We start from the raw sequence: 2,069 nt of genomic DNA, 5'->3' as shown, positions 1-2,069 counted from the left end.
GTACCCCGACAGCCGCTGAGAGATGAGGTCTCAGAACCGTGAGGTTCCAGAATTAGTATACTAGTGGTGTAAAAACTTCGGTTTCCTGGCGACCGGTTACGCGAGCTTTTGTTGCGAAGACTCCGGCAACTCGTCTTGCGCGTTCATGCCGGCGCGGAGCTTTTCCATCGACGTCTGACTGAACTACCGGCGCCGGAACACCGCCCTTTCGTTGCTGTACTCCATCAACACGGCTCCCACCAGGCGCAGGGCTGCCGCCCGATTCGGAAAAATCCCCACGACGTCCGTCCGCCGGCCAATTTCGCGATTGAGCCGTTCCAAGGGGTTCGTTGATGCAATTTGCTTCCAATGTTCGGACGGGAATCCCATATAGGCCAAGATATCCGTTTCGGCGTCGCTCAGCAGCGCGGCCGCCTTCGGTCATCGCTCCGCCAAGTTTTCCGCGACCCACCAAGATCTTTTCATGTTGTTGGTACCGGTCAAACAGCATCGGACTAACTTCTCCGGCCCGCGTCCGCGGGACCTGCAGGGCTTGGATTATCTGGTCGCCTGGGTAATATGATGGTGAGCCATTGCGTTGTCCTCCTTGGGATTTGTTGGTTTCGTCGCTTTCAAATCTACCACGGTGCTGGAAATCGGAGAAAAACGGCGTTACTCTACGGAATCAAAATCTACGAAGTCTGGGACAACCTCGCAAACCCCAGTCGATGTCCAAGCAAACCTAAGGCCGGGTTCCCTAGTCTGGCGTCCGGTTCTATTAGTAGGCTTCCAGCAGTTTGTCTCCGGCATGCCAATTGACGGGGCAAAGCCCGCCTGATTGCAGACCCTGGAGAACCCGCAACACTTCGTCCACCGAGCGGCCAACATTGAGATTATGGACGACCTCGTACTCGACCTGCCCCTCAGGATTGATAATAAAGAGCCCGCGATACGCCGCCCCTTCCTGTGGAACATAAACCTGATAGCGACGGGACACCTCGTGCGTGCCGTCACTCGCCAAAGGATAGGCTAACCGACCAATGCCCCCATCATTCGGATCCCGTTGCATCCACGCTTTGTGGACGTGAGTGCTGTCTGTCGACACGCCCACAACGGCCGTATTCAATTTTTGAAAGGCGCCATAGGTCTCCGAAATCGCGACGATTTCGGTGGGGCAGACAAAGGTAAAGTCATGTGGGTAAAAGAATAGGACGAGCCATTGACCGCGATATTGATCCAATGACACGACCCCTGTTTTTAAATCAGGAAAGATTGCCGGCATGGAAAAGTCCGGCGACACGTGACCGACTAAAGCCATTGACGATGCCTCCTCAAGTCGTTCTGTTCAACCATAGTCTGTCTTTAGTCGAACCGGACATACCTCGACCGGCCATGTTGATGCAGTATTTGCATGACTATTGAATACATCCATTCCTCCGCAGCATAATCGGTAGCATGACGGTCATCGGGCCCTGGAGGGCTCCCTCGGCTGCAAACCGAGTGTCTGAAGACCCGGTCTTCAGAGTTGGGTTCGATTCCCAAGGACCGTCTCCAGAATTGGTAATAGAGTGCTTTCTTATGCCACCTTCACGCTTTCCCCCGAAAAGCACGCGTTCTTGCCTTGACCCTCTCTTCGCATTTTCTGATGGAGTTCCGTTCGCCATACCCCACCACAAGTGCTCTAAGACGAGTCAACAGCGCCGAAAGACCGCTGGTGCTGTTCCGGCAATCAGCAAAACCACGCTTCGACGAAGCGTAAGTCCGCCACTTCGTCACACATGGCCCAAAACAGGGAACCAATGGTAATTCGACAGTTGGTTCTCCACCGTGCGCCTTCTGCGGCAAATCGTCGTCGAGCGCCAGCGGCACGTGGTCGCAATGGTCAAGGCGATGAAGACCACGGGGCGAGTGCCGCCAATTTCCTTGAATAATTCATGTGAGGCTTTTTCAGAACTCGAAGCCTTTGCTACACGCGGTCTCTACGTTGTGAGGAAAATGCTTTCCCGCTAAATCCCAGGGATTCGTCAAAGTCAGGTTGACTGAAATGATAGAGCAGACGACTAACCCTTGACGACCGCAGTGGGACATTA

1 protein-coding gene, 1 tRNA gene and 1 pseudogene are annotated in these 2,069 nt (G+C 54.2%); 1 reads left to right on the top strand and 2 read right to left on the bottom strand.

Annotated elements, in window-relative coordinates:
• Positions 1 to 96 precede the first annotated feature (96 nt).
• Positions 97 to 420: pseudogene (locus HIJ39_RS22610) on the bottom strand (transposase); the annotation flags it as partial.
• Positions 421 to 757: 337 nt separating this feature from the next.
• Positions 758 to 1,297 (bottom strand): peroxiredoxin, encoded by a 540-nt coding sequence (locus tag HIJ39_RS22605; protein WP_169103288.1) that lies wholly within the window; start codon positions 1,295 to 1,297, stop codon positions 758 to 760.
• A 139-nt stretch (positions 1,298 to 1,436) separates the two neighbouring features.
• Here HIJ39_RS22605 and HIJ39_RS22600 point away from each other — a divergent pair.
• Positions 1,437 to 1,533, top strand: a tRNA-OTHER gene (locus HIJ39_RS22600).
• The last annotated feature ends 536 nt before the right edge of the window (positions 1,534 to 2,069 follow it).

This window comes from Sulfobacillus harzensis (assembly GCF_012933365.1).
GTDB lineage: Bacteria > Bacillota > Sulfobacillia > Sulfobacillales > Sulfobacillaceae > Sulfobacillus_B > Sulfobacillus_B harzensis.
Note: the sequence above shows the minus strand (reverse complement) of the source record. Positions and strands in the feature narration are given on the sequence as shown.

What these genes read in the sequence shown, in the direction of transcription:
- HIJ39_RS22605 (WP_169103288.1), bottom strand. Translation starts at nt 1,297, where the DNA reads ATGGCTTTAGTCGGTCACGTGTCGCCGGACTTTTCCATGCCGGCAATC.